The 26,846-nt window shown below is 55.6% G+C and carries 21 protein-coding genes and 1 pseudogene; 16 read left to right on the forward strand and 6 right to left on the reverse strand.

From position 1 onward, the window contains the following. Complete coding sequence (locus E1N14_RS07785) at nt 1-753, reverse strand: SDR family NAD(P)-dependent oxidoreductase (protein WP_062793778.1); 753 nt, start codon at nt 751-753, stop codon at nt 1-3. A 117-nt stretch (nt 754-870) separates the two neighbouring features. Here E1N14_RS07785 and E1N14_RS07790 point away from each other — a divergent pair, with 117 nt between their 5' ends. From E1N14_RS07790 to E1N14_RS07840, 12 genes are all read left to right on the forward strand, one after another. Then, entirely contained in the window at nt 871-1,284 is a 414-nt protein-coding gene (locus tag E1N14_RS07790; protein WP_025886564.1) for a YbaY family lipoprotein, read from the forward strand. A gap of 53 nt (nt 1,285-1,337) precedes the next feature. After that, complete coding sequence (gene metA / locus E1N14_RS07795; RefSeq protein WP_025009783.1) at nt 1,338-2,282, forward strand: homoserine O-acetyltransferase MetA; 945 nt, start codon at nt 1,338-1,340, stop codon at nt 2,280-2,282. 635 nt (nt 2,283-2,917) lie between these two features. Further along, nucleotides 2,918-4,099 carry a thiolase family protein gene (locus tag E1N14_RS07800; protein WP_025009785.1) on the forward strand — a complete coding sequence of 394 codons (1,182 nt, stop codon included), beginning with the start codon at nt 2,918-2,920 and terminating at the stop codon, nt 4,097-4,099. A 125-nt stretch (nt 4,100-4,224) separates the two neighbouring features. After that, nucleotides 4,225-5,718, forward strand: a complete 1,494-nt coding sequence (locus E1N14_RS07805; protein WP_025009786.1) for a CoA-acylating methylmalonate-semialdehyde dehydrogenase — start codon at nt 4,225-4,227, stop codon at nt 5,716-5,718. 123 nt (nt 5,719-5,841) lie between these two features. Beyond that, nucleotides 5,842-6,999: an acyl-CoA dehydrogenase family protein gene (locus tag E1N14_RS07810; RefSeq protein WP_025009787.1), complete on the forward strand. Its 1,158-nt coding sequence runs from the start codon at nt 5,842-5,844 to the stop codon at nt 6,997-6,999. 37 nt (nt 7,000-7,036) lie between these two features. Then, complete coding sequence (locus E1N14_RS07815; RefSeq protein ID WP_025009788.1) at nt 7,037-7,810, forward strand: enoyl-CoA hydratase; 774 nt, start codon at nt 7,037-7,039, stop codon at nt 7,808-7,810. A 12-nt stretch (nt 7,811-7,822) separates the two neighbouring features. Beyond that, nucleotides 7,823-8,935, forward strand: coding sequence for an enoyl-CoA hydratase/isomerase family protein (locus E1N14_RS07820; RefSeq protein ID WP_062793941.1), 1,113 nt, complete (start codon nt 7,823-7,825; stop codon nt 8,933-8,935). Nucleotides 8,936-8,976: 41 nt separating this feature from the next. Beyond that, entirely contained in the window at nt 8,977-9,876 is a 900-nt protein-coding gene (mmsB, locus tag E1N14_RS07825; protein ID WP_025009789.1) for a 3-hydroxyisobutyrate dehydrogenase, read from the forward strand. A 10-nt stretch (nt 9,877-9,886) separates the two neighbouring features. Next, a complete protein-coding gene (locus E1N14_RS07830) occupies nt 9,887-10,642 on the forward strand; it encodes an SDR family oxidoreductase (RefSeq protein ID WP_025009790.1) in 756 nt (251 codons plus the stop codon). A gap of 72 nt (nt 10,643-10,714) precedes the next feature. Next, a complete protein-coding gene (locus E1N14_RS07835; protein ID WP_152134886.1) occupies nt 10,715-11,671 on the forward strand; it encodes a hypothetical protein in 957 nt (318 codons plus the stop codon). Between the two features lie 151 nt (nt 11,672-11,822). Next, nucleotides 11,823-12,047, forward strand: a complete 225-nt coding sequence (locus E1N14_RS22020; protein ID WP_025009792.1) for a hypothetical protein — start codon at nt 11,823-11,825, stop codon at nt 12,045-12,047. Nucleotides 12,048-12,125: 78 nt separating this feature from the next. Then, a complete protein-coding gene (locus E1N14_RS07840) occupies nt 12,126-14,192 on the forward strand; it encodes a S9 family peptidase (RefSeq protein ID WP_025009793.1) in 2,067 nt (688 codons plus the stop codon). Nucleotides 14,193-14,197: 5 nt separating this feature from the next. On the opposite strand, the gene E1N14_RS07845 is transcribed toward E1N14_RS07840, so the two are convergent. Beyond that, the gene (locus E1N14_RS07845; protein WP_025009794.1) at nt 14,198-14,596 is read right to left on the reverse strand and encodes a MerR family transcriptional regulator; all 399 of its coding nucleotides are present in this window, start codon (nt 14,594-14,596) and stop codon (nt 14,198-14,200) included. 491 nt (nt 14,597-15,087) lie between these two features. Between E1N14_RS07845 and E1N14_RS22265 the strand changes: the two are divergent. The 4 genes and pseudogenes from E1N14_RS22265 to E1N14_RS07860 all read left to right on the forward strand — a co-directional run. Beyond that, nucleotides 15,088-15,435 (forward strand): annotated as a pseudogene (locus tag E1N14_RS22265) (heavy-metal-associated domain-containing protein); the annotation flags it as partial. Between the two features lie 192 nt (nt 15,436-15,627). Beyond that, nucleotides 15,628-17,838, forward strand: a complete 2,211-nt coding sequence (locus tag E1N14_RS07850) for a heavy metal translocating P-type ATPase (protein ID WP_338126684.1) — start codon at nt 15,628-15,630, stop codon at nt 17,836-17,838. Nucleotides 17,839-18,119: 281 nt separating this feature from the next. Further along, complete coding sequence (locus tag E1N14_RS07855; protein ID WP_025009795.1) at nt 18,120-18,506, forward strand: hypothetical protein; 387 nt, start codon at nt 18,120-18,122, stop codon at nt 18,504-18,506. Between the two features lie 204 nt (nt 18,507-18,710). Continuing rightward, on the forward strand, nt 18,711-20,303 hold the full coding sequence (locus tag E1N14_RS07860; protein WP_025009796.1) for an ABC-F family ATPase: 1,593 nt from the start codon (nt 18,711-18,713) through the stop codon (nt 20,301-20,303). 98 nt (nt 20,304-20,401) lie between these two features. Here E1N14_RS07860 and E1N14_RS07865 read toward each other — a convergent pair whose 3' ends face one another. The 4 genes from E1N14_RS07865 to E1N14_RS07880 all read right to left on the reverse strand — a co-directional run bounded on the left by E1N14_RS07865 (nt 20,402) and on the right by E1N14_RS07880 (nt 26,774). Next, nucleotides 20,402-23,380 carry a ricin-type beta-trefoil lectin domain protein gene (locus E1N14_RS07865; protein ID WP_025009797.1) on the reverse strand — a complete coding sequence of 993 codons (2,979 nt, stop codon included), beginning with the start codon at nt 23,378-23,380 and terminating at the stop codon, nt 20,402-20,404. A gap of 408 nt (nt 23,381-23,788) precedes the next feature. Further along, on the reverse strand, nt 23,789-24,796 hold the full coding sequence (locus E1N14_RS07870; RefSeq protein ID WP_025009798.1) for an ArsA family ATPase: 1,008 nt from the start codon (nt 24,794-24,796) through the stop codon (nt 23,789-23,791). A gap of 26 nt (nt 24,797-24,822) precedes the next feature. Further along, nucleotides 24,823-25,095 carry a cory-CC-star protein gene (locus tag E1N14_RS07875; RefSeq protein WP_025009799.1) on the reverse strand — a complete coding sequence of 91 codons (273 nt, stop codon included), beginning with the start codon at nt 25,093-25,095 and terminating at the stop codon, nt 24,823-24,825. Beyond that, nucleotides 25,095-26,774, reverse strand: coding sequence for a carbon starvation CstA family protein (locus E1N14_RS07880; RefSeq protein WP_025009800.1), 1,680 nt, complete (start codon nt 26,772-26,774; stop codon nt 25,095-25,097). The genes E1N14_RS07875 and E1N14_RS07880 overlap by 1 nt, the downstream gene beginning before the upstream one ends. Nucleotides 26,775-26,846 lie beyond the last annotated feature (72 nt).

Consider the following 26,846-nt stretch of genomic DNA (forward strand, 5'->3'; position numbering starts at 1 on the left):
TTATTCCGCTTGCCCCTTGCGTTTCTTCACCTTCCAGTGGCGGGTATTGTAGATAAACTCGGGCAGCAGTTTGGTGAGCCAGGCAACCGTCGCCCAGCGTTTGGTGACATAGACCCGGCGCTTGCCTTTTTGCAGGGCGCGGATGATTTGCCCGGCAACCACATCTACGGGGGATAGCCATAGCCTGCTCTGCTGCAGCGCGGCCTTATCCAACAAACCCAACTGAATATCCGTGATGGTGATCGGTAGCTTGAGCCTTTGGGCATGCATGGACAGCCCCTCGAGATAGTTCATCCCAAAGGCTTTGGAGGCATGAAAGGCTACGCTGGGGCCACCGCGAAGACCGGCAATGGAGTTGATGGCCGCAAGCTGGCCATAACCCTGCTCGCGAAACAGCCTGAAAGCTGTGTTGCAAACGGCGGCAAAGCCACGGACATTGACACTGATGATCTCATTTTCCAACTGCCAAGGCAGATCCGGATGATAGGAGTTGAGTCCGGTATTGACCAACACCAGATGTGCGCCACCCAACTGTTGCCAAATCTGTTCCAGCTCGGCTATCAAGGTTTGCGGTTTATCTATGTCCAGGCCAAACACCTGAGCCTCGGTTGCCAGGGTGGCGGCAAACTCTTTCAATGAGTCGGGATCCTGTGCCAGCAATGCCAGTTTAGTGCCTTCATCGGCCAGGCGGCGGGCTATTTCACGGCTGAGGAGCGAGCTGGCGCCCACAATAATCGCAGTTGCTTGTGTCATAAGGATATTTGAACTCAAAAATGGAGTCCTATGATAGGATTATCCTCCCAGGTTCTCAACGATTAAACTTGGATGTATAGACATCCAGAAGTCTTTGTGTATGATTAGGAGCTAGCAATGAAAATGACAGGCAACTGGCTGCGACTGCCAATGATGGCGGCTGTAGCAGGAATGATGGCACTCACAGGTTGTGCGACCCCGAATGCCACAGTCGAAATTGATGGCGATGTCTGGTACCGCGAACGTATTGCCCTGCCACCGGAAGCTGTGCTGACGGTTCAGGTTCAGGACGTTTCAAAGGCGGATGCTCCGGCAGAAGTGCTGGCGGTTATTCAGCGCGACAGCGTGACCAGCCCAACGCCTTTTAAGTTTATTCTTGCCCGGGATCAGTTCCAGAGTGGCCACAGCTACAGTGTCAGTGCCAGGATCACCCTCAAGGATGACTTACTCTTTATCAATACCCAGGCTTATCTTGTCGATATCGACAAGGCTGAGCCGGTATCAGTCATGGTGCAAAAGGTAGGGCGCTAACAGGTATACCAAGCCAAGCGCCTTGCCCTGGATAGTTCAGGAGAGGCGTTTTTATGCCCGTAAGAATACCCGATAACCTGCCAGCCGCCGGCGTTCTTGAGTCGGAAAACATTTTTGTTATGTCCGAGAGCCGGGCGGCGATGCAGGATATACGGCCGATGAAGGTGTTGATCCTCAATCTGATGCCCAACAAGATTGAGACAGAAACCCAGTTGCTGAGGCTTTTGGGCAATACTCCGTTGCAGGTGGATATCGACCTGCTCAGGATCCACGACAAAGAGTCCAAACATACGCCGACCGATCATCTCAATACCTTTTACCGTGACTTTGAAGATGTACGCCATCGCAACTATGACGGCCTGATCATCACTGGCGCCCCACTGGGACAGCTGGATTTCGAGGAGGTCACTTACTGGGATCATATCCGCGAGATTATCGATTGGTCACAGGAGCATGTTACCTCGGTACTGTTTCTCTGCTGGGCGGCCCACGCCGGTTTTTATCACCTGTATCAACTCGAGCGCAAGATCCTCGCTGAAAAATGCTCCGGGGTTTATCAGCACAGGCGTATTCGCGCCCATGTGCCCTTGCTGCGCGGCTTTGATGATGAGTTTTATGCTCCGCACTCCCGCTATGCCCAAATGGATGTGGACGAGCTTAAGGCGCATCCCGAACTGACAGTGCTGGCCGAGTCAGACCAAGCCGGTGCCTATCTGGTGATCAGTAAGGACAATCGCAACCTGTTTGTGATGGGGCATCCAGAGTATCGCAAGTCGACCCTTAAAGATGAGTACCAAAGAGATCTGGCGGCCGGTTTGGCGCCCAAGATCCCGCAAAACTATTTCCGCAACGATGACCCAGAGGCTGAAGCTATTGCCCGTTGGTATAGTCACGGCAGTCTGTTGGTGAGCAACTGGCTCAACTATTATGTCTACCAGTTGACCCCTTATGACTTATCGGATCTCAGTGCTATTACGCCCTGGGAACAGAGTGGCTGAGCCCGTAACGCCAAATGTTTTGTTGGCGGGAGTCGCAGTCTTGTGACTCAAGGAAGGTGCGAACAAGTCCCATGTGTGCTCTGCGCCGGCTTACGGGCCTGGATGCAAGGCGTGGTTCGCAGCAAATGGCTCGAGTCCTTTGCTAGAGGCACAACACAGCAGGCAGGCCTGTAAGCCACGCCCTTCGGGGCTTTCACAGCAACCGGCTCTCTGCGTTATCCGACTTCGCCAGGCCCCGGCATGCCTTCAGTCAGATGCCTTGAACGCCAATTGCTGTGTAAGCTAGAGTGCCACTAGGACTTATTGGCACCTTCCCTAAGTCCTAAAGGGCTTAGCTCATATTAAGCCAGATGGCGTCAGCCTCTACTGCTTATGCTTCCTCAAACTGGTACTTCCTTCCCTAACCTTTTCTAAGCCGTAGTGTTTTGGCTTTCTTTCAGGGCACAAGCTGTCATCCTGCTGTAAATCCTCCCTGACAAAAATACCTATAAACAGAGCCTGTATTAGACTAATTAGTACTTGCCTTACGTTCGCGTAAACGTCAAAGTGGCAGCAATAGAGTGCAAATTTGCTGCACCTAACACCGCCGGCCTGCTGTTGGGCCGGTGTTTGGGTGCCCAACAAGGGAGTCAACAATGAGTCGTCCTCAGGATATTGTTATCGTCGCCGCCAAACGAACTGCCATGGGCGGTTTTCAGGGCTGTCTTTCCACTGTGCCTTCTCCTCAGCTGGCGGCTTTCAGCATCAAGGCCTTGATGGAAACTACAGGAGTGAAGGGCGAACAGGTCGATGAAGTGCTGATGGGATGTGTATTGCCGGCTGGTCTGGGGCAGGCCCCTGCCAGACAGGCGGTTTTGGGGGCAGGTTTGCCCCAGTCTGTTGGCGCAACCACAGTCAACAAGGTGTGCGGCTCGGGGATGAAAACCGTGATGCTGGCGCACGATCTTATCAAGGCCGGCAGTGCCAATATTGTGATTGCCGGTGGTATGGAGAGCATGAGTCAGGCGCCGTATCTGCTGGATAAGGCTCGCGGCGGCATGCGTATGGGCCATGGTAAGGTGCTGGATCATATGTTCCTCGATGGGCTGGAAGATGCCTACACAGGTGGCGCCATGGGAACTTTCGCCCAGAAAACTGCCGACGATTTTGGCCTGACCCGTGAAGCCATGGACGCCTTTGCCCTGAGCTCACTGGAAAAAGCCAATGCGGCCATCGCCTCAGGTGCCTTCAAGGAGGAGATAGTCCCGGTAACCGTAAGCAGCCGCCGCGGCGATACACTGATTGATACCGATGAGCAGCCCGGCAATGCCCGCCCTGACAAGATCCCGGCGCTACGGCCCGCTTTTGCCAAAGACGGCACCATTACCGCCGCCAACTCCAGTTCGATTTCCGACGGTGCCGCCAGTTTGATGCTGATGAGCCGTGAGCAGGCCGAAAACCTGGGGCTGGCAGTGATGGCCACCATCAAGGGCCACGCTACCCATTCCCAAGAGCCGGCCATGTTTACCACGGCGCCCGTGGGCGCCATGCAAAAACTCTTGGCACAGACCGGCTGGAGCAAGGATGAGGTCGACCTTTTCGAAATCAACGAAGCCTTCGCCATGGTGACCATGTTGGCCATCAGTGAGTTGGGGCTGGATGCCGCCAAGGTCAACGTCAATGGCGGTGCCTGTGCGCTCGGTCATCCGATAGGTTGCTCCGGCGCCCGTCTGCTGGTGACTCTTGTTCATGCGCTCAAGGCCCGAGGCCTCAAACGTGGCATGGCATCGCTGTGCATAGGTGGCGGTGAAGCCACTGCCATGGCGATTGAGATCTGATATCCAGTCGGCCGCGGCAGCGGCCGGCAACAAATTGAAGCAATCAACAAGACAGGAAACGGCGTCATCAAAAAGCAGCCACAAGAGCTGTTGCCGCGCCGTTCCACTACTTACAAGGAATTCTTATGAGCACACAAGTCAAGCACTACATAGATGGCGAATTCGTCAACGGTTCCGGCAGCAAGCAGATCAATGTCACCAACCCGGCCAACAATGAAACCATCGCCTTTATCAACTGTGCGACCCAGCCGGAAGTTGAGCGCGCCATCGCCAGCGCCAAGGAAGCCTTCAAGAGCTGGAAGGAAGTGGCCGTTTCCGAACGCGCTCGGGTGATGCTGCGCTATCAACACCTTTTGAAAGAACACCATGACGAGCTGGCCACCATTTTGGCCCAGGAAACGGGTAAAACCTTTGAAGATGCCAAGGGTGATGTCTGGCGCGGCATTGAAGTGGCCGAGCATGCCTGCAACATCGCCTCCTTGCTGATGGGTGAAACGGTTGAGAACGTGGCCCGCAGTATAGATACCTACTCCTACACTCAGCCGCTGGGTGTCTGCGCCGGGATTACGCCATTCAACTTCCCGGCGATGATCCCGCTGTGGATGTTCCCGCTGGCTATCGCCTGCGGCAACACCTTCGTCCTCAAGCCGTCCGAGCAGGACCCAATGACGCCGCAGCGTCTGGTGGAGCTGTTTGAACAGGCCGGTGCTCCCAAGGGGGTGCTGCAGCTGGTTCACGGTGACAAAACGGCGGTTGATGTACTGCTGTCTCATCCGGATATCAAGGCGATTTCCTTTGTGGGTTCTGTGGGCGTGGGTCAGTACATCTACAAGACAGGCACTGACAACCTCAAGCGGGTGCAGGCCTTTGCCGGTGCCAAGAACCACTGCGTGATCATGCCTGATGCCAACAAGCAGCAAGTGATCAATAACCTGGTGGGCGCCTCGGTTGGTGCCGCCGGTCAACGCTGTATGGCGCTGTCGGTCGCTGTGTTTGTCGGCGCCGCCAAAGAGTGGATCCCTGAGCTGAAAGAAGCCCTGTCCAAGGTGCGTCCCGGTCTTTGGGATGACAAGGAAGCCGGTTACGGCCCACTCATCAGCCCGGCCGCCAAAGAGCGGGTACTCAAGCTTATCGCCGAGGGCAAGGCTGAAGGCGCCGAGTGTCTGCTCGATGGTTCCGACTGCACTGTACCCGGTTATGAGTCTGGCAACTGGGTTGGCCCGACCATGTTCGACAAGGTAACCACGGACATGAGCATCTACAAGGAAGAGATCTTCGGCCCTGTGCTCTGCTGTATGGAAGCCGAGTCGCTGGAAGATGCCATTGAGTTGGTTAACGCCAGCCCTTACGGCAACGGCACCTCTATCTTTACCGCCAGTGGCGCCGCGGCGCGTAAGTATCAGCATGAAATTGAAGTGGGTCAGGTGGGTATCAACGTGCCTATTCCTGTGCCGCTGCCATTTTTCTCTTTCACGGGTTGGAAGGGCAGTTTCTACGGCGATCAGCACGCCTACGGCAAGCAAGCGGTGCGTTTCTACACAGAGACCAAGACCATCACCAGCCGTTGGTTCGAGTCTGATATCGCCTCTGGTCCCAACATGACTATCGCCCTCAAGTAACAGTGTGAGCCCAAGGGCACCGGCAATGGCCGGTGCCCCTTTTTAATCGCAACAGTAAATAACAAGAGATCCGGCATCACCGGATCACCGCAAGACGCAGAGATCTGCGCACAGGAGTCAAGCATGGATTTCAATCTCAACGAAGATCAGCGCCAATTCGCCGAGCTGGCCCGTCAGTTTGCCGCCGATGAACTGGCCCCATTTGCCGCCAAATGGGATGAGGAGCATCACTTTCCCAAAGACGTGATCCAAAGAGCCGGGGAGCTGGGATTCTGCTCACTCTATTCTCCCGAGTCGGAAGGCGGCATGGGCCTGTCGCGTCTGGATGCCTCGATTATTTTTGAAGAGCTGGCCAAGGGCTGCACTGCCACCACAGCCATGCTGACCATTCACAACATGGCCACCTGGATGGTGACAACCTGGGGCCAGCAAAGTCTGCGTGCCGAGTGGTCTGAAGCGCTGACCACAGGCAGCAAGCTGGCTTCTTACTGCCTGACCGAGCCTGGTTCAGGCAGTGACGCCGCTTCACTTGCCACCCGCGCCGAGCGCGACGGCGATGAGTATGTGATTAACGGCTCCAAGATGTTTATCTCAGGTGCCGGCGCCACCGAGCTTTTGGTGGTGATGTGCCGCACCGGTGAGGCCGGCCCCAAGGGCATTTCGGCCATTGCCATCCCGGCAGACGCCAAGGGCGTTATCTACGGCAAGGCCGAGGACAAGATGGGCTGGAACGCCCAGCCAACCAGACTCATTACTTTTGAAAACGTGCGGGTGCCGGTCAATCATCTGTTGGGTGAGGAAGGCCAGGGCTTTACCTTCGCCATGAAGGGCCTGGATGGCGGCCGCATCAATATCGCCACCTGCTCTGTGGGTACCGCTCAGGCTGCACTTGAGCGCGCCACCGAATATATGCATGAGCGCAAGCAGTTCGGCAAACCACTGGCCGCCTTCCAGGCGCTGCAGTTCAAGCTGGCTGACATGGCCACAGAACTGGTCGCCGCGCGGCAGATGGTGCGTCTGGCGGCATTTAAGCTGGACAGCGGTGATCCCGAAGCCACGGCTTATTGCGCCATGGCCAAGCGTTTTGCCACAGACATAGGGTTTGCCGTGTGTGACAGCGCGCTGCAAATTCACGGCGGCTACGGCTACATCCGCGAATACCCGCTGGAGCGACATTTCCGTGATGTACGGGTACACCAGATCCTGGAAGGAACCAATGAGATTATGCGCCTTATCATCGCCCGCCGTCTGCTGGATGAGCATGCCGGCGAGATCCTCTAAGGCCAAACCCATTTAACCGAATTGCAAGGAGTCATTCATGTCTTTTTTGATTGAGCATATCGAAGGCCACACGGCTGTTCTGACCATCAACAATCCACCGGCCAACACCTGGACGGCCGAGAGCCTCAATGAACTGCGCCTCAAGGTGGAAGAGCTCAACAATGATCCCGATATCTATGCCTTGGTACTGACAGGGGAAGGGGAGAAATTCTTCTCGGCCGGCGCCGATCTTAAGCTGTTTGCCGATGGTGATAAAGGCAATGCCGCTACCATGGCACGCTATTTTGGCGAAGCATTTGAAACCCTGAGCGCCTTTCGCGGTGTGTCTATTGCCGCCATCAACGGCTATGCCATGGGCGGCGGTTTGGAAGTGGCTCTGGCCTGTGATATCCGTATCGCCGAAGAGCAGGCGCAGCTGGCATTACCCGAGGCCACCGTCGGCCTGCTGCCTTGCGCCGGCGGCACCCAGAATCTGACCGCTCTGGTCGGTGAAGGCTGGGCCAAGCGGATGATCCTTTGCGGTGAGCGAATCGATGCCGCCAAGGCCTGTGAGATTGGCCTGGTCGAAGAGGTAGTTGGTAAAGGCGAGGCTCTGAGTGCCGCCATTGCGCTGGCGACCAAGGCCGCTAAGCAGAGCCCATCGAGCGTGACCGTTTGCAAACAGTTGATCCAGGCCGGACGTAATATGCCAAGAGCTCAGGCGCTGCCGCTGGAGCGTGAGCTGTTTGTGGCTCTGTTTGACACCCAAGATCAGAAAGAAGGGGTCAATGCCTTCCTGGAGAAGCGCGCAGCCAACTGGAAAAACGCATAAGGAGGCGGTGATATGAGTCATGAAGTGGTATTTCAGACCCTGGGAACCGCCAGCGGCAAGTTGATTGGTGTGGCGACACTCAATGTGGAAAAAGCACTCAATGCACTGAATCTTAACATGGTGCGTTTGCTGGCCAAGCAGTTGGCTGCCTGGAAACAGGATGAGCAGATTGCCTGCGTGATCCTCGACGGCTGCGGCGACAAAGCCTTCTGCGCCGGTGGTGATGTGCGGGCGCTGTATCAGGCGCAGCAGGCCAGTCCCGGCAGTTACACCCAGGAAGCACGGGTGTTTTTCGAAGAGGAGTATCGGCTCGACTTTCAGCTGCACACCTTCGGCAAGCCGGTATTGGTTTGGGGCGATGGCATAGTGATGGGTGGTGGTCTGGGGCTGATGATAGGTGCCAGCCACAGGGTGTTGACCGAGCGTTCGCGCATCGCCATGCCCGAGGTCACCATAGGCCTTTACCCGGATGTCGGCGGCAGCTATTTTCTCGGCCGCATGCCGGGCAAGACTGGGCTGTTTCTCGGCCTGACCGCCTACAATATGAATGCGGCCGATGCCCGTTATACCGGCATTGGCAATCATTTTCTGGCCTCAACGGATAAAGAGCGCATGCTCGATGCCATGGCGACGGTGAACTGGGGCAATAACACCAGTCTCAACCAGCAGAAGCTGCATGATCTGCTCAATGAACTGGAAACCCAGAGTGAAGAGCGTCCCGGCAGCAGTCGCTTGAAGGGCCATCAGGCCCAGATTGATGAGCTGATGACCGGAGATATGGCCGAAATTCTCGCCAAGATGCAGGCCCTGGAAACCCAAGAGAGCTGGTTGCAGCGCGCCCGTGACACCATGCTGAGCGGCAGCCCGCTTAGCTGGGCGCTGGCCTACGAGCAGTCAAGGCTTGGGACTGACATGAGCCTGGCGGATTGTTTCCGCTTCGAGCTGGGTCTCAGCCTCAACTGCTGCGCCATAGGTGATTTTTGTGAGGGTGTCAGGGCGCTGCTTATCGACAAGGACCGTAATCCCAACTGGCGTTACGGCAAGGGCAAGATAGCACCGCAAGAAGCGGTATCTGCCTTGCTCGAGTCGCCATTTGAACATGAACACCCATTGGCCGATCTGTAACAGATGCAGGCAAACAAGATTCCAACAGGGAGAGCAAACAGATGACAACAGTGGCTTTTATTGGTTTGGGCAATATGGGGGGGCCGATGGCGGTCAACCTGATCAAGGCCGGGATGACTGTTCGGGTATTCGATCTGGTGCCGGCGGCGATGCAGAGCCTGGCAGAGCAGGGAGCTATAACGGCTCAGAGCGCCTGTGGCGCAGCGGCGGGTGCCGATGTGGTGGTAACCATGTTGCCGGCCGGCAAGCATGTTCGTAGCCTGTACCTCGGCAGCGAGCAGCAGCAAGGGCTGCTGGATGTTGTGGCCGAGGGGACCTTACTTATCGATTCATCGACCATAGATGCCGACAGCGCCCGCGCTGTGGCGGCTGCTGCGGCCGCCAAAGGGCTTGAGTTTGTTGATGCGCCGGTTTCCGGTGGCACCGCCGGGGCCGCGGCCGGTACGCTGACCTTTATCTGCGGCGGCAGCGACGCAGGTTTTGCCAAGGCCAAACCCGTTCTCGAGTGCATGGGCGCCAATATTTTTCATGCAGGCAGTGCCGGCGCCGGTCAGGTTGCCAAAATCTGCAACAACATGCTGTTGTCTGTCTTGATGGTAGGTACCAGCGAGGCACTGAGTCTGGGGATAGATAATGGTTTGGATCCCAAGGTGCTGTCGGATATCATGAAAGTTTCGAGCGGCGGCAACTGGACCTTGGAGAAATACAACCCCTGTCCCGGGGTGATGCCAAGCGTGCCATCGTCCAATGACTATCTGGGCGGATTTATGGTGGATCTTATGGTCAAGGATCTCGGCCTGTCCCAGGAAGCAGCGCTGTCCAGCCAGTCGAGCACCCCTATGGGCGCACTGGCGCGCAGCCTCTATGTCAATCATGCTCGCAAGGGCAATGGTCGTCGCGATTTTTCCAGTATTTTTGAACAATTCAAGCAAGAGAAATAAGGATAACCCAATGGATGTAAAAGGTAAGGTAGTCGCCATCACAGGTGGAGCCGGTGGACTGGGTCTGGCCATGGCGCAGGAGCTGGCCGCTGCCGGTGCCCGTCTGGCGCTGATCGATGTGGATCAGGACCGTCTGGAGCAAGCCTGTGCCCTGATGGGCGAGACCGAAGTTCAGGGTTATGCGGTGGACATCACAGATGAAGAAGATGTGATGGCAACCTTTCAGTACATTCTGGAAGATTTTGGTCAGCTCAATGTGCTGGTAAACAACGCGGGTATTTTGCGTGACGGCATGCTGATCAAAGCCAAAGAGGGGCAGGTGACAGACCGTATGTCGCTGGAGCAGTTCCAGTCGGTTATCAATGTAAACCTGAGCGGCAGCTTCCTCTGTGGCCGTGAAGCCGCAGCCGCCATGATAAGCTCTGGCCAGGAAGGGGTGATCATCAATATCTCCAGCCTGGCTCGGGCCGGCAATGTAGGGCAGAGCAACTATGCCGCCTCCAAGGCCGGTGTCGCTGCCATGGCGGTGGGCTGGGCCAAAGAGCTGGCACGCTACAAGATTAGGGCCGCCGCTGTTGCCCCCGGGGTTATTGCCACCGAAATGACCGCCGCCATGAAACCGGAAGCGCTGGAGCGCCTGGAGAAAATGGTGCCGGTCGGCCGTTTGGGTGATGCCGCTGAAATCGCCTCGACAGTTAAATTCATCATTGAAAACGACTATGTCAATGGCCGGGTATTTGAAATTGACGGCGGTATCCGCCTGTAATTCAATGCTTTGATATCAAGGCGAAAATAGATATCATCCCTGTTCTTTACCGCGTTTCAAACAAGGACAGGGATGATGTTTTCTTCCACCAGGCAGGTTTCCTTTAACCCTCTATTGTTGTCAACCACGCTAGTGCTGACTGCTTCGCTCTCCTGTGCTCTTGTCGGCTCACAAGCCAATGCCAGCCAAACCCAGACAGTTCAACCCAGTGAAGCCAAAGCTGCCATACGTCACGAGGAAGGGCGGCAGATTTATGCCGAGCAGATGGAAGGAAAACTGCTCGCCAAAGACGGCCAGAGCTTGCCAGATGGCGTTGCGCCCAAGACGTTGCTTGATTGGTTGGCACCGGGACGTTCCCCGAACTTGCTGGCAAGCATAGGCGCCAAACCTTGGGGCAACCAGGGCCTGTATCTGGGCTATGCCTGTGTGGTTGCCGAAGAATCGGATCTTAAATATACAGATGGCAGCGATCTTTGCAGTGAGAACTTTGCCGAGCGTCAGACCCATGATTTTTACTTTGGCGTATTTAAGCTGGACCAGGGGAACTTCCAAGCGCTTGCTACCCACGATGGCCCACTCAATACCCCGGTCAACTGGAACTACTCCAATCTGGAGAGCACAGTGGATGGCGGTTCTGATACAGTACCTCAATCGGTCAAAAAGCTGGATCTGGCACCCTACAAGGTTAGTGACCAGTTAACCGCCATAGGGATCCGAGTTGGTTTCAGTGAAGGTTTTTCCGGTGGCGGTGCCTTCTATGAAGCGCTGCAGCTCTATGTAATCGATGGCGATAAGCTGGTGAATATCTTCTCTGAACCCATGTATTTCTATAAAGATCTGGCCGGTGAGCGGGATGAAACCGGCGTCCGCGCCCGGGTTATTGATGAAGGCAAAAATCTGCTGCAGCTTCTTGGGCGTAAACATCAGGGATACTATGATCTGCGCCTGAAAAATGTCGACAATGGCAGCAAAGTGGACTTTCGTTGGTCCAGGGATGCCGGGCGTTATTTGCCCAAAAATGGCGGTTGAGCCGCGCCCAAGTCTCTCAAAAGTTATCATTCTGCAATCCGGGGTGTCAGATACTTGTCCGCTTTGTATCACAGACGTTGACAATTCTTGTCCCGGATTGAACAATTCCCCTACTAAAAGGTAAAAGCACCAGAGGTATAAACACTCACCCATGCATTGGCTGGAGAAACAAATCAAGCGCCTGCTTTTACTGGTGGGAGTCGTGGGGGTCATGGTAATCTACTTCGGATTCTTCTACCTGCTTCTCAGCGGTCGCTCCACAGAACCCATCACCTGGTACTATTTGCTTTCACCTTGGATCTGCATCTTTTTTGGATTATCCAGTTTGCAGCAGTACAGGGTTTTGCAGTGGTTCTGTGCCAGATACAAAAAATAAGAAAAACCAAGAAAACACAAGACTTAAGTTGTAGTAGTTTCAGCCTGCCCCTGGGCAGGTGTTGGGGGAAACGAAACCATGATTTTCAATCCCGGAAAGCGAATTCTGGCCGCAGCGCTGATGGCTTCAGTGTTGCAGGGTTGCGGTCAACCTGCGCAGGAGCAAGAAGCTCCTGCCAACAATGAACAGAGGATTAGTGCCGCTTATGGCAGCTGGGTCTCACCTTTGGGAGCCGCCGAAGTCTACGGCAGTGCCTCGGCAATAGGTGAGCTGCAGAGTGTCGGTGATGCGATTTATTTCTCGGAATCCAGCCCGGCCGAAGGTGGCAAGGTGGGGATCAAGCGTCTCGAAAAAGACGGCAGCATTACCAGTGTGGTGGCGCCGGCCTTTGGTATTGGCAGCCGCGTTCATGAATATGGCGGAGGCGACTTTCTCGGCATAGGCCAGAGCCTGTTTGTCACCAAGGGGCAGGATCAGCTGTTTTACCGGATAGCGCCCAATCAGGAGGCGCTGGCACTGACACCCAATGGCACCCGTCACGGCGACTGTATCTCTTATCCCAAGGGCTCACGGATTATCTGTGTCCGGGAAGATCATCGCCAACCGGGAGAGCCCAAGGCCAGTTTGGTGACCATTAACCTGAATTTCTCCGGTGAAGGGGATATCTTCGTCGATGGTCACGACTTTATCAGTTCTCCGGCAATTAATGCCGACAATACACAGCTTGCCTGGATCACCTGGGAACACCCCAATATGCCTTGGGATAATACCCAGTTGTGGCTTGGGGATCTCAACCGCAAGGGGCAGTTGACCAATATTCGCCAAATCGCCCCTGAGCGAAAGGGCGCACTGATGCAACCCCTGTTCAGCCCTGGCGGTGTGCTCTACTTTATTGCCGACTATGACAACTGGTGGAACCTGTATCGGCTGGATGCCAACGGCAGTATCGAGCAGGTTACTCAACTCAAGGCTGAAATCGGCGGCCCTGCCTGGAAGCTGGGCCAGCATGCTTACGCCTTTGAGAATGAAAACACCCTGATAGCCAGCTTCAACAAGGAAGGCGATGCCGGATTGCTGCGACTGGATCTGCAGACTGGGGTCATTGAACCTTTGGCCGCCGACTTTGCCGATATCAGGCAGGTGGTGCAAGGGGCCGACGGGGTTTATTTTGTTGGCAATAGGCCAACACCCGAGCGTGGCATCTACAAGGTTTCCGGCCGCGGTACAGAGCTTGTGTACGCCCCGGAGATCAGCGGATTGGATCCCAAATATATCTCCCGCGCCATCAATGTGGAGTTCACCACCAAGGGGGGAGACAAGGCTCACGGCTATTTTTATCCGCCGGTAAATGGTGACTACCAACCCCAGCCGGACACCCGGCCGCCGCTGCTGATGATGTTGCATGGTGGCCCGACCGCCAAGGCCAACCGGGCTTACAGCAGCGCCATTCAGTACTGGACCAGTCGCGGCTTTGCCGTGTTTGAACTCAATTACCGCGGCAGTACCGGCTTTGGTCGCCAATATCGCCAAAGTCTCTATGGCAACTGGGGCAAGGCAGATGTTGAGGATGCTGTCTGGGCCGCAGGGTTTTTAGTTGACCAAGGCTGGGTCAGTGCTGACAAACTGGCGATTCGCGGCGGCAGTGCCGGTGGCTTGAGCGTGCTTTCGGCCTTGGCCTTCTATGACAAGTTCAAGGCCGGGGTGAGCTATTTCGGGATCAGTGATATCGAGGTGCTGGGCAAGGAAACCCATAAGTTTGAGTCAAGATACCTGGATCAACTGATAGGCCCTTACCCCAAAATGAAGGCTGTGTATCGTGAACGCTCGCCCCTGTATCATCTGCAGGGATTCAATGAACCTTTGCTGCTGTTGCAAGGGCTCGAAGATAAGGTGGTGCCACCGAATCAGTCGCAGCATATCTTTAAGGCGCTGAAAGACAAGGGCGTTCCCACGGCGTTTATCGGCTTTGAGGGGGAGGGGCACGGCTTTCGCCAGCCCCACAACAAGATACTGGCATTGGAGTCAGAGCTGGTGTTCTACGGCATGGTGTTTGATTTCACCCCGGCGGGCACGCTGCCGGCACTGAAGCTGGACAATGCCGCAGCCTTGGCGCGGCCCGGGCAGCAAGCCAAATTGCCTGAGTGACAACTTCAGGCCTGTTTGGCTTCGCTGGACAGGCCATCTATGATGGCGCATTCAGACTGGCTGCCACCGCGGCATTGAGATACCAGCTCGCTCAGTTGGGCATGCAGTGAGGCCAGTCTGGTCATCTTTTCTTCCAGCGCCTGCAGGTGCCCCTTGGCCAGGCGTTTGACATCTTCGGCGCAGCGTTTGGGATTGTGTTTCAGTTGCAACAGATCCCGGCATTCATCCAAGGTAAAGCCCAGCTCGCGGCAGTGCTGCAAAAACTTGAGCGCCTCGATGTCGGCTGCCCGATACTCACGATATCCGTTGTCGCCTCTATGGGCCTCAACCAAGCCTATGTCATGGTAATAGCGGATACTCTTGATACTCAGACCTGTTGCCTTGGCCACTTCGCCTATTTTCATCGTCAAACTCCCGCTTTCTGCCGTATTTGGACTATTGTGGGCTATTTTGTCGCGCCGCAAGCACATTGTTGAGAGTCAGTGCACCTTTTATCTCACGGATGATTTTTCGAGCTTGACTCTCCCGTTACTGGAGACTTTAACCTTTATCTCAGTGTTGAGCCAGCCTCGCTTGCGAGGGGCACAGAAGGGAGTTTCCAATGGACCAGATGCAATTCACCATAACGAATATGAAGTGCGGCGGCTGCGCCAGCAAGATAAGAGCCCTGTTTGCCGACGATACCGGTGTAGAAGCCGCTACCGAGGTGGCCGATAAGTCGTTGACGCTGACATTCGCCCCGGGCGCTGAGCTTACCCCCGCCGCGGCGCTGGCGAGACTGAAAGACGCAGGTTATGACGCTGAGCAGGCCGAGATTGTGGCTCCCGGCGCCGGTGACAGCGCGCAAGAGCCAAGCCCTGAAGCCCCTGCCAGCTTTAACTTCCATGTTGCCGATATGAACTGCGGCCACTGTGAGAGTAAGCTTCGCAGGGCGCTGGCTGATGAGCTTGAGGTAGAAGTCGACCTTAAAGGCAAACAGCTGCGGCTGAAAAGTCACAAGAGCGCGGCCAAACTGGCCGAATTGATAACAGGCGCAGGCTTTACCCCGCCAACGCTTGCGCCAGGTAATACAAGTGAGCCGGAAAACTTCCACTTTTATGTTGGCGATATGACCTGTGGTCATTGTGAGGCCAGTATTCGTAAGGCGCTCAGCGATGAAGCCGAGGTGACAGTCAATCTGAAACAGAAACGGCTTGCACTGAAAAGCCAAAAAACTGCCGCCGAGTTGACCGAGCTGTTAAAGGCCGCTGGGTTTACCGCCGAGCCTTGGCGCGATGAGCATGCCGAGGCTGATACCGAGACTGAGACAGAAGCTCAGGCTGACACTTTGAAACCGGCGGTGGCCGAAGCCACAACTGAAACCGAAACTAAAGCCGGCAAGCATGCCGATAAAGCTGTCAAGCACAAGGCCGCCACGGCTCACCCTGCCAAGCCCATACTGCTGTTTGTGCCGGATATGAGCTGCGCCAGCTGCGTGGCCAAGATAGAAAAAGCCTTTGCCGCCAAAGAGGTCGAGGCCAGAGTCAACTTGGCCGACAAGCAGGTGAGCGTGGCCGCAGGGTTGCCAGTGGCTGAAGCTGTTGCGCTGCTGCTCTCGGCCGGGTATCGCGCGGAGCCAATAACCGACGCCGCCAGTGCCATGGCCGACAAGGCCGAGCATGATGCCAGGGAATACCGCACCCGGATCAGACAGGCCATCGCCGGTCTCGGGCTGGGGATCCCCTTGATGATCTGGGGCCTGGCCGGTGGTGACATGATGATCCACGATAGCCAAAGCCAACTTATCTGGGGCGCCATGGGGCTGCTGACCTTGCTGCTGCTGGTTACCACCGGGGGGCACTTCTTCAGTGGTATGTGGCGCTCACTCAAGGCCAAGAGTGCCAACATGGATACGCTGATCGCCCTGGGTACGGGCACGGCCTGGCTTTACTCCATGTTGGTGGTGCTTATTCCCGGCTTTTTCCCCGACGGCACCCGTCATGTGTACTTTGAGGCCAGTGTGATGATCCTCGGCTTGATTAACCTTGGGCATGCGCTGGAGCTGAGAGCCCGCGGCAAGACCAGTGAAGCGGTGCAGAAGCTTATTGGCCTGCAGAGCAATACGGCCATCAAGATCACCGAAAACGGCGATGAAACCGTGGCCATAGCAGCGCTGGTGGTGGGCGATAAGCTGAGACTGCGCCCGGGTGACAGAGTGGCGCTCGACGGTGAAGTGCTTTCAGGCAGTTCGCTGCTCGATGAGTCCATGCTCACAGGCGAACCCATTCCCGTGGCTAAATCCGTGGGCGACAGTCTGAGCGCCGGCACAGTCAATGGTAACGGCAGCCTTATTTACCAAGTTACTGCCGGGCCTGCCGATACCCGCCTGGCGAAGATTATCGCCCTGGTTCAGGAGGCCCAGACCTCCAAGATGCCCATAGGGCGACTGACAGACAAGATAGCCGCCGTGTTTGTGCCTGTGGTGGTGGTGATTGCGCTGCTGGCGGCCATCATCTGGTATTTTGCCGGCCCTGAGCCCGCGTTGTCCCATGCGCTGGTGGTGCTGACCAGTGTGCTGATTATCGCCTGTCCCTGCGCCTTGGGGCTGGCAACGCCCATGTCCATCATGGTATCTGTCGGCCGCGCCGCTTCCATGGGGGTGTTGGTGAAAAACGGTGAGGCGCTGCAAACCGCCAGCAAGGTCAGCTGTGTGGTGCTGGATAAGACCGGCACCATCACAGAAGGTAAGCCCACCGTCACCCAGGTGGATATTTTTGATGATGCCTTTGATGAGCGCGAGCTGCTGCGCGCCGTGGCCAGCCTTGAACAACACTCGGGCCACCCTTTGGCGGCGGCGCTGCTGGATGCCGCCAAAGTCAAAGAGGTTGTGCTGAGTGAGCCGCAGGGGTTTGACTATCGCCAGGGGCAAGGTCTGCTGGGGCAGTTTGAAGGCCGGCAGTGGGCGGTCGGTAACAGCAAGCTAATGGACGCACTGGGCATTAGGCTGACCGAGGCGCACCAGGCAAGACTGGAGCAGGGGGCGGCGCTTGGACACACCCAGGTGCTGGTGGCCCGAGATAATCAACTGCTGGCGTTGGTGGGGATAAGTGACCCAATCAAAGCCGATGCCAAAGAAGCCATGGCCGCACTCAAGACTCAGGGCAAACGCTTGGTATTGCTTAGTGGTGATAACCAGGTCACAGCCGAAGCCGTGGCGCGTCAGGTGGGGATTGAGGAAGTCATCGCCGGGGTGTTGCCGGATGAAAAGCAATCCTGGGTCAATAAGTTTCAAGCGCAGGGTGAAGTGGTGGCCATGGTCGGTGATGGGATCAATGACGCCCCGGCGCTGATGGCCGCCGATGTCGGCATTGCCATGGGCTCGGGCACAGAGATTGCCATAGAGAGCGCCGACCTGACCTTGCTTAACCCTAGACTGGGCAGTTTGGCCGGGGCATTTGCCCTGTCACGGGCGACACTTGGCAACATCAAGCAGAACCTGTTCGGCGCCTTTATCTACAACACTCTGGGGATCCCGATTGCGGCCGGGGTGCTGTACCCGCTGACAGGAATATTGCTGAGCCCTGTGGTGGCCGGCGCGGCAATGGCGCTGTCTTCACTGACTGTGGTGACCAATGCCAACCGCTTGCGGCGTAAGTCTTTGGATTAAGCTCTTTCAGCGTTCGAGCCGGGGGAATTGCCCCGGCTTTTTATTGTTTTCTTGTTTTATCGCCTTGTTTTTCCTGTTTAAATAAGGGGTTTGCCTTTACTCAGCACCAATGCCTGCCGAAAAAGGCAGCCTGCGGTCACGGCCTGAGCCCTTAGCCTGTCAAAGCCTTTAGTCTAAAAGAGCCTTTGGTCAATATAAGTTTGGGGCTGGATATCGCTGGCCGAGCGAGTCACAGCAAGGGCAACGGGGAATAAGAAAAGGAATGGGAAAGGAGTAGGAAAATGCAATCCAGAAAATTAACCGCGGCAGCTAAGCTGAGTCTGCTAGGCGGTGTCTTGCTGCTCAGCGCCGTCTCTGTGCCTGCTCAGGCGGGCTGCGGCGAGAAAACCACTGAGTGCATAGTGATCAAGGGTGACAGCCAAAAGACCCTGGAGTGTGAAATCACGGTTTGTGCCAATGTGCACTCATTTCTCAGTCGCTGGCAGTTGGCCGATGGCACCACGCTGAGCACGGATTACACCGATGACAACGAGAGCATCACTATCAATGGTGAGCCGGGATATGCCCTGCCGACAGAGATTTTGCGCCCCGAACTTGGCTGTTACAGCACTTGTGCAACAAACAAGGCGGAAACTACCTTGGTGTGTGGCCGCGATCTGGATTTTTAATCTGCTTGCAGAAGATTTTTAAAGTCTTTTATAAACAGCTGGTTGCACTGCTTTATCTCGCTGGCTGCCCGCGAGTTTGGTTGATAATTCACGCAGGAATGTTATAGTGCCCGGCTTTATTTACCCGGCCAATCATAGGCCTTGGGCTCTTGGACGCGGCTTTACATGGCCCGGTCCCGCATCTGGATATTTTGGAATCATACAGTGATAACGACAGCTAACATCACCATGCAGTTTGGCGCCAAGCCGCTGTTTGAAAACATCTCGGTTAAATTCGGCGAAGGCAACAGATACGGCCTTATCGGCGCCAATGGCTGCGGTAAGTCTACTTTTATGAAGATCCTTTCCGGTGAGTTGGAGCCAACCTCGGGTAATGTGTCGCTGGATCCCAACGAGCGTCTGGGTAAGCTGAACCAGGATCAGTTCGCCTATGAAGAGCACAGCGTTATCGACACAGTGATCATGGGCCACAAAGAGCTGTGGGCGGTGAAGCAGGAGCGCGATCGCATCTACTCCTTACCGGAAATGAGCGAAGAAGATGGCATTAAAGTGGCCGATCTTGAGATGCAGTTTGCCGAAATGGACGGTTATACCGCAGAAAGCCGCGCCGGTGAGCTGCTGCTCGGGGTGGGTATTCCGCTGGAACAACATTTTGGCCCCATGAGTGAAGTGGCACCGGGTTGGAAACTCAGGGTGCTGCTGGCACAGGCCTTGTTCTCTGATCCCGATGTGTTGCTGCTCGACGAACCGACCAACAACTTGGATATCGATACCATTCGCTGGCTGCAGGAGATGCTTAACCAGCGTAACAGCACCATGATCATTATTTCCCACGACAGATACTTCCTCAACTCTGTCTGTACCCATATGGCGGATCTGGACTATGGTGAGCTGCGGGTCTATCCGGGCAACTATGATGAATATATGACAGCCGCCTCTCAGGCCCGCGAGCGCCTGGTGGCTGAAAACGCCAAGAAGAAGGCACAGATTGCCGAGCTGCAAACCTTCGTGGCGCGCTTCTCTGCCAACGCTTCCAAGGCCAAACAGGCCACATCCCGTGCCCGTCAAATCGACAAGATCAAACTGGATGAGATCAAGGCTTCCAGCCGGGTTAACCCCTACATTCGTTTCGAGCAGGAGAAGAAACTGTTCCGTAACGCTTTGATTGTTGAGAACATGAGCAATGGTTACGATGAGCTGCTGTTCAAGGATGTGAACTTTATCGCCGAAGTGGGCGAGCGTATCGCGATTCTGGGTGAAAACGGCGTGGGTAAGACCACCTTGTTGCGTACTCTGATCCACGAGTTGCCACAAAAGAGCGGTACCATTCAGTGGTCTGAAAACCATCGTATCGGCTACTACGCCCAGGATCATGCCAGCGACTTTGAAAATGATATGAACCTGTTCGACTGGATGGGTCAGTGGCGTTTGGAAGGTGATGACGATCAGGCGGTGCGTTCAGTGCTGGGCCGTATGCTGTTCAGCGCCGACGACATCAAGAAATCTGTCAAGGTACTGTCCGGTGGTGAGCAGGGTCGTATGCTGTTTGGCAAGCTGATGCTGCAAAAGCCCAATATTCTGGTGATGGACGAACCAACCAACCACCTGGATATGGAATCGATTGAGTCGTTGAACAACGCCCTCGAGCTCTATGAAGGCACCTTGCTGTTTGTCAGCCATGACCGCGCCTTCGTTTCATCACTGGCCAACCGTATCATAGAGATAAGCGCTGATGGCGTGAGCGACTTCAAGGGCACTTATGATGAGTTCCTGGCCAGCAAAGGCATTGAAGCCTAAGTCTTTTATGGCGAGCTTGGTTTAACACCAAGTAAAAAAAATCACAATAAACAAGGCCGGTTCATTGAACCGGCCTTGCTGTTTTTTAAGGGCTTGGATCAGAGGCTGGACTTCCACTTCTGATTACTGTCGCCATGGTGGTGATAGAGGATAAGAGCCGCGCCGGCTTGTTCTCCCGAGGCATCAAGCACCTGATTGGGTGCCATTCGGCTTGAGAACACGCTGCCGTCTTTATCGAATGCCTGAGCCGGATTGGAAGCATCGCAGGGCGCCAGTGCCAACTGGCTATGATCCTGGGTATTGCCACCGGGAATGTGCAGGCACAGTCCCGCGTCACCAGCCAGTTTGATACTGCCTTTTATCGGATCGAAGTACCATTTTTGCCCCTGACGGTTGCTGCAGTTGTCCAGGTTCACCAGGCTGCCGCTTTGGGCCTGTTCGGGAGCGCTGATACATAGCCCGGCACGTTTATCCCGCAAACTGACCCAGCTGTGAATAGTCATCTCAGGCCTGAGCAACCATTGCTGGTTGGCGCCGCCATGAAATTGCCATTGACCCACTTGGGCATCGTTGCCACGGCCATAGGCGTCGGCCACTATATTGGCGTCATGGGCACTGCGAATAAAGCGGCCGTCATAATCCCAACGCAGATTGTCGCTGTCGACACACTCCCATACCACGATTTCGCCTTCATTGTAGGCCTGGCCGCGATTGTCCAAACACAAGGATGGATTGGCCTTGTTGCTGAACATGCGTTTGTCGGCATCAAAACTCCAGCGTTGATCCCAGGCGTCGCGTTCACAATCATAGAGGATCACATCTGTGCCATTGACCATATCGCTGCCATTACCCGGAATATCCATACACTTGTCCGAAGCGCGGTTGACTATCCGCACATAGGTCGGCAGTGGATTGGTATAGGCTTCATCCCTGTGGGCTTCAGCGCGTTCCCACATCTGCAGATAAGCTTCGGCCGAGTTCATCAAGGCTTCATAGGTACTGCCGCCAAGCTGCTCGCGCACATCCTGCAGGTGGTCGGCCAGCATACCGTAATGGGCCATGCCATCCTGATTGAAGTCAAATACACGATTCCCCGATACCTGACGCTCAAACTGGATACCGAACTCACTGACGAAGGGGTAGTGCAGTGGATTAGTGGCCGCATCGTCTCTGGGGCCGGCCTGAGCGCCCAGGCCACTCATATCGGTTCCCAGGCCGACACCCGGCAGAAAAGGAGTATCGGCTATCAACTGCAGGTATCTATCAATACTGCCTCCAAGATGGTTGGCGTTACTGTTGTAGGGCGCCATAAAGCCGCCGACCTTGGCCAGGCGCAGGGTGTTGGGGTGCAGTCTGCCTTGGGTGCCATCAGTCATCCAGCTGTGGCTGGTGATCACCCCGCCATATTGGCGCTGCTCGACAATATCCATCACACTGGTGGCGGTTTGTGCCGACATATGATCCAATTCTATCAACATTCCCATATCTATCATGCGGTTAACCAGGTAGACGCCTTTTTCGGACAAGCCATGCTTGTTGCAGTGCAGCATGCTCTCGTCGTACTGGGGATTGAGACCCACGGCATTGAGAATATCCTTGAGCACTGGGATTTCGCCCAAAATGGGGAAACCTGACTTGAATGGTCTGCCTTGGGTGTCGGCGTCGCAGGCCTGGGTTTCAAAGAAATGGCCCGTCGCCAAGATTTCACCGATATTGATAAAGCCGTCTTCCACCACTGAGCCGCCCAACTGGTTATCGAACTTGTGGGTCGGGAACAGGACTCTCACCCCCTTGGCATAAACTTGCTGCAGTTGCTCTTCAATCTGGCGGCGGTTGCAATCATCCTTGATACCGCAGTTGAACAGCTCTGAGGCCTCTATGCCCATCAGCACCGCCAGCTTGCCGTCGGCAATGACCTCGCGAGCCTCTTGAGGCGAGGACACCAGGCGGAAGAAGCCTTTGCCGGGGCCGCCGGACTGCACATCAATATACTCCTGCATTTGCTTTAGACGGTTAATCTGCAACTGAATGCTGTTCATGGTGTTACAGTCGTTGGGGTTGACCCAACTGGCGGGATTGATGGTTTTCTGGGCGTTGCACAACACCTCGTTTTCCACCAGATGGGTGACCATCAGGCGCAAACCGCCTAGCCAGGCGCGCTCAATCCACTTGTAGTAGTAACCTGAGTGGGTCATCTGCTCGTGATTGGGCCACCAGGGGAAGTCCGGCCAGCCTCGGGTGTCATAGCGGAAGTTGGCGTCGTTGAAGGAGTAGAGATTGCCGATGAGATCCAGTGAGCCATTCGGCCCATGGATCACCGCACTGTCGTTCAACGCCTGGGTCACCCCCCAGCGGTGGAACGGCTTGCCATGCATCATCTTGCCGCCCATAAACTCATACGAGGTGATATGGGTGTGGGCATCGACCAGACCCCGCACCGGCAGTGCAGCATCGCCTTTTAGGGCGGAGAAATCACCACTGGCATTGACTTCAACCTCGGGAAACGCGCTGCAGGCATCACTGGCAACCAGCTTGAAGCTTGCCTCTGAAGTGTTGTTTCCAGGGTTGAGCAGATCGAAGAAATACAAGCCACCACCGCTGTAGTTGTGCCTGAGTCCCAGATTGAGGCCTACGGCGTGGAAGCGATAACTGAATTCAGCGGATGGCGTTGTTTCGGCGTCAACCCGCCACTCGGCAAATTCCCCCGGGTAACGACCGGCGCTGACTTCGGCCGGCAGATGGCTGGCAAAGAAGCGGCCATCTGCGTCTGTCATCATAAAATGACCGCGGCGACTGGGTTTGAAGTAAAACGCACTGGCCTCGGCCTGGCTGATATTATCGAAACGATAACTCAGACCATCATCCACAGTGCCTCCCTGATGGAAGCGATGCAGATACTGGCCATTGGTCGGCGATTGAATAATAAAACATTGCTGCGCCAGGCTGTCGACCGCCTGGGTGGTTTGCGTTTCAGCTGCAGCTAGGGGGAGGGTTCCCAGCGCAAACAGGCTGGGGATCAGGGCAGAGAACAGACTTTTGGCACTGGGCCAATCTCCATGTCCGATTAGCTTTTTCATAGGTTAGTCCACGAAGTTGCTGGTTAATGTTGGTTTATTTCGCAACTGCTAAACTTCTGCACCCTCATGTATATGGCTAACACTGGTTTTAATCAAGCGATTGTTTAAATTTTGTTAACTTTGAGGTTGGTGATCTTGGTAACAGGCAACGTTGAGATGTAGAGACTGCTGCGCCACTGCGCCTTCTTGATTTGAGTTGATTGGTTTTTATATGTTTAAACTCAAAGTCTTGTGAAGTTTTCTGGTGATTGGTTTTATAGGCTACGGCGTCTCTTATGCTGCGGATTTAGCTGTGTCAAAGGTATACCTTCTGATATCAGTAGCCCCTTGCCGGAGCTCGCGATTGGGTGCAGGTGTTGTCTGCGTTTGGTGAAATAGGCCAAACGATTGAAGGGAAATTGGCTGAATTTACAGCCCTGCTTTGGCCAGTTCTGTCGCCATCTGTTCAAGACCGCTCAGGCCCTGGATATCGGTTTCCTTGAGGGGCAGTCGAAAGCGGGGCAGCTTGCTAAAGTTTACGTCTATCTCTTCGAGGTGCACGGCTTCCTGCTGGCGGCGTTTGGCAAGAAAACTGCCGTCGGCCTCGGGTGGCAGCAGTCGATTGACCACCAAACCTGCCAACGGTAACTGCTCGGCCTGCAGGCTGGCCACGGCGCGGCAGGTTTCCAGAATAGGCAGCTTCTCTGCGGTCAGAACAAACAGCAGCCCTGTTTGCTGCGGATCTTTAATCAGCTCACGGGTGCGCTGCAGCAGCCGTTGGCGGGCCAGCAGGGTTTCGGCTATGGCCTTGTTGCGCGGCGCCATTCCGGCGGTGGCGTGCTCGGCCGGATCGTCGAAGGGGTTATCGACATCACGGCCCCGGCCGGGTGTCAGGTGCGACAGCATGGCGCCGAGCTTCTCTGATTTCTGATTGGCGCTCAGCATACCTTGGGTCCAGGCGGCCATCGCCTCAGGCAGGCTCAGCAGCCTAAGGGTATGGCCGGTGGGCGCGGTATCGAAAATAATCAGATCGTATTCACCGAGGCCGCTTTCCAGGGTCTTGGCAATCCGCTCCAGCAAGGCGGCTTCCTGGGCACCGGGAGACTGACGGGTGAGGCGCATCTGCCGCTCGATTTCAACGAACATCTCCGGGCGGGTAAAACTCTTCAACTGTTGGCTGACACGGTCGAGATGTTGGCGCACTTCCTCATCCGGGTCGATTTCCAGTGCATCCAGATTGGGTGCCAGCCGGGTGCAGTGATCGCCTATCTGCTTGGCAAAGGCATCGCTCAGGCTGTGGGCCGGATCTGTGGACACCAGCAGGACTTTCTTGCCGCGCCCGGCCGCCAACAGGGCCAGTGAGGAGGAGACAGTAGTCTTGCCGACACCGCCTTTGCCACCCACCCACAGAATACGTTTGTCTGTAAGCTGCGCCATAGCCCGTCCTTAATTAACATCTTGTTTCAACAGCATCTGAACTGATCCAGCGGTGAGTGGGGCATACCCATACGCAGGTGCCAGTCATGGAACTTTTCCAGCATCAAGGGCTGCAGCTCCAGAGTGTAGTAACTGGCCGGGTTGGGTACCCCCATCATTTCGGAGAAGATCAGCAGCATAAAAAGATCGTCCTGCTCCCTGCGGGCGCGGGCGACTGCCGAGCGGAAGGGGGCGTTATACGCCTCTTCCGCCAGGTGGCTCAGGTCTTTGACCAATGCCTTGATCTTCGCCAGTTTCATCAGTCGTTCTCCGCCGCAGTTTTACGCGCCTTGAGCGAACGGCTCAGCGTGGCACTGCACTCCAGTGAAATCACTATGGCGGCGATCAGTACCACCAAGTCCAGAGTAAACAGGAACCAATCCTGCTTGTCGTAGAAGCCTTTGAGTTGAATAAGCAGGCCCATGGTGGTCATCACCAGCAGGAAGATAAGCGGAGCCAGGGTATACCACATGGGGCGACCCAGTTTCACCAGCATCACTGTGATTACCAACAATGTCAGGCCAGCCAGTAACTGGTTGGTGGTGCCAAACAGCGGCCAGATCAGCATGCCACCCGAGCCGTCACCGCCGGCGCCGAAGGCCAGCAGCAAGCAGGTGCCCACGGCCAGCAGAGTGGCGACGGCGCCATTTTGCATCCAGTTGAGGTTATAGATGCTGCCCCATTCCTGGAAGATGTAACGCTGCAGCCGCAAGCCTGTGTCCATCGTGGTACCGGCAAACAGCACTACCATTACTGTCAGCAGGGTTTGCGCCATGGTTTCATCCATGCCTATCCCGGATTCGAGGATATTGGCGCCGCCCTTGATAAAGGCGCTGACGCCCCCCTGCCCAAAGGCGTGATAGACAGCCTGCCAGTCGGCCAGGGTCGCAAAACCCGCGGTGGCGGCTATGATGGCCGCCAGTGCCAGGGAGCCTTCGCCTATGGCGCCAAAGTAACCGACAAAACGCACATCCGGTTCTTTATCCAGTTGTTTTGAGGTGGTTCCGCTGGAAACCAGGCCGTGGAAGCCGGAAATCGCACCGCAGGCAATGGTGACAAACAGCAGTGGCACTATGGATGGAGTGCCTTCGGGCACATCGGTATTAAAGGCCGGTGCCACTATATCAGGCGCACCCAGAAGCACGGCGCCGTAAAGCAAGCCTAAGCCGATAAACAGCTGAATACCATTGATATAGTCCCGTGGTTGCAGCAGCATCCATACCGGCAGCAGCGAGGCGATGGCGGCATAAACAAACAGCAGGATGATCCAGCTTTGGTTATCCGACAGCGGCCCCAGGGTTTCCGGCAATGCCAGCGGCAAAGACGGGCCGATATAGATGAGCGCGTACAATGCTGCCACGCCGACAATGGACACCACCAAGAGGTTGATAAGACGGCGGTAGATAAGCTGGCCTATGATGAGTGCCACCACTATGGCGCCCCAAACCGGCAGGGTGGCGCTGGGGAAGTTGATCAACTGCTTGGCAATGACGACGGCAAACACGGCGTTAACCATGAGCAACACCAAGAATATCACCACCATAAAGATGCTGCGGGCCCGCTCGCCGATAACATCACCCGTGACCGCACCTATGGATTTGGCCTTGTTGCGGTTACTGGCCCAGATGGCGCCGGCATCGTGCACCCCGGCAAAGAAGATGGTGCCGAACACCACCCAGAGGAAGGCCGGCACCCAGCCCCAGATAACCGCAATAGCCGGGCCGATAATCGGTGCAGCTCCGGCCACAGAGGTAAAGTGGTGGCCCCAAAGCACATATTTATTGGTGGGCACATAGTCGATACCATCCTGCATCTCGTGTGCAGGAGTCACGAAGTTGGGATCGACTTTGAAGATTTTTTCGCAGATGAATTTTGAATAGACAAAATAGCCGGCCGCCATCGCGCCCAGGCCCATTAACATCAACAGCACAGCATTCATGGGACACCTCTTGTTGTTGTTTTGATGTATCGATGTTAATGGAAGGTGGTTGTGGCTGATATCAGACTAAAG

The organism is Shewanella algae, from assembly GCF_009183365.2.
Taxonomy (GTDB): Bacteria; Pseudomonadota; Gammaproteobacteria; order Enterobacterales; family Shewanellaceae; genus Shewanella; species Shewanella algae.

Excerpts from the sequence above, each read along its gene's own strand:
- E1N14_RS07785 (WP_062793778.1), bottom strand. The coding sequence starts at position 753 with ATGACACAAGCAACTGCGATTATTGTGGGCGCCAGCTCGCTCCTCAGC.
- E1N14_RS07790 (WP_025886564.1), top strand. The coding sequence starts at position 871 with ATGAAAATGACAGGCAACTGGCTGCGACTGCCAATGATGGCGGCTGTA.
- metA (WP_025009783.1), top strand. The coding sequence starts at position 1,338 with ATGCCCGTAAGAATACCCGATAACCTGCCAGCCGCCGGCGTTCTTGAG.
- E1N14_RS07800 (WP_025009785.1), top strand. The coding sequence starts at position 2,918 with ATGAGTCGTCCTCAGGATATTGTTATCGTCGCCGCCAAACGAACTGCC.
- E1N14_RS07805 (WP_025009786.1), top strand. The coding sequence starts at position 4,225 with ATGAGCACACAAGTCAAGCACTACATAGATGGCGAATTCGTCAACGGT.
- E1N14_RS07810 (WP_025009787.1), top strand. The coding sequence starts at position 5,842 with ATGGATTTCAATCTCAACGAAGATCAGCGCCAATTCGCCGAGCTGGCC.
- E1N14_RS07815 (WP_025009788.1), top strand. The coding sequence starts at position 7,037 with ATGTCTTTTTTGATTGAGCATATCGAAGGCCACACGGCTGTTCTGACC.
- E1N14_RS07820 (WP_062793941.1), top strand. The coding sequence starts at position 7,823 with ATGAGTCATGAAGTGGTATTTCAGACCCTGGGAACCGCCAGCGGCAAG.
- mmsB (WP_025009789.1), top strand. The coding sequence starts at position 8,977 with ATGACAACAGTGGCTTTTATTGGTTTGGGCAATATGGGGGGGCCGATG.
- E1N14_RS07830 (WP_025009790.1), top strand. The coding sequence starts at position 9,887 with ATGGATGTAAAAGGTAAGGTAGTCGCCATCACAGGTGGAGCCGGTGGA.
- E1N14_RS07835 (WP_152134886.1), top strand. The coding sequence starts at position 10,715 with ATGATGTTTTCTTCCACCAGGCAGGTTTCCTTTAACCCTCTATTGTTG.
- E1N14_RS22020 (WP_025009792.1), top strand. The coding sequence starts at position 11,823 with ATGCATTGGCTGGAGAAACAAATCAAGCGCCTGCTTTTACTGGTGGGA.
- E1N14_RS07840 (WP_025009793.1), top strand. The coding sequence starts at position 12,126 with ATGATTTTCAATCCCGGAAAGCGAATTCTGGCCGCAGCGCTGATGGCT.
- E1N14_RS07845 (WP_025009794.1), bottom strand. The coding sequence starts at position 14,596 with ATGAAAATAGGCGAAGTGGCCAAGGCAACAGGTCTGAGTATCAAGAGT.
- E1N14_RS07855 (WP_025009795.1), top strand. The coding sequence starts at position 18,120 with ATGCAATCCAGAAAATTAACCGCGGCAGCTAAGCTGAGTCTGCTAGGC.
- E1N14_RS07865 (WP_025009797.1), bottom strand. The coding sequence starts at position 23,380 with ATGAAAAAGCTAATCGGACATGGAGATTGGCCCAGTGCCAAAAGTCTG.
- E1N14_RS07870 (WP_025009798.1), bottom strand. The coding sequence starts at position 24,796 with ATGGCGCAGCTTACAGACAAACGTATTCTGTGGGTGGGTGGCAAAGGC.
- E1N14_RS07875 (WP_025009799.1), bottom strand. The coding sequence starts at position 25,095 with ATGAAACTGGCGAAGATCAAGGCATTGGTCAAAGACCTGAGCCACCTG.
- E1N14_RS07880 (WP_025009800.1), bottom strand. The coding sequence starts at position 26,774 with ATGAATGCTGTGCTGTTGATGTTAATGGGCCTGGGCGCGATGGCGGCC.